We start from the raw sequence: 342 nt of genomic DNA on the forward strand, positions 1-342 counted from the left end.
ATTTGGATTCGACGCCGGTGATGAAACTTTAGGTGCATGCCGAGTTGGTAACAGAACTCGTAAATCCACTGTTGCAACTTTCTATAGTTGCCAATGACGAAAACTACGGTGCTCAACTAGCTGCGTAAGCAGCCTAGCCGCACTTCTGGTAGCTTCGGCTCCAGCAATCATCAGGGGATGTCTGTAAACCCAAAATGATTGTCATATAGAACAGAATCGCCGTGCAGTACGCTGTGGACGAATCGGCTAAAACTTACACAGCTCGCCCAAAGCACCCTGCCCGTCGGGTCGCTGAGGGTTAACTTAATAGACACGGCTACGCATGTAGTACCGACAGCGGAG

At 50.0% G+C, this 342-nt stretch carries 1 other RNA gene; it reads left to right on the forward strand.

Going from position 1 to position 342, the window contains the following annotated elements:
• Window position 1: 1 nt before the first annotated feature.
• Window positions 2-342, forward strand: a transfer-messenger RNA (tmRNA) gene (gene ssrA, locus AAHH18_RS18270); the annotation flags it as partial.

Source organism: Cellulomonas olei, assembly GCF_039548315.1.
Taxonomy (GTDB): Bacteria; Actinomycetota; Actinomycetes; order Actinomycetales; family Cellulomonadaceae; genus Cellulomonas.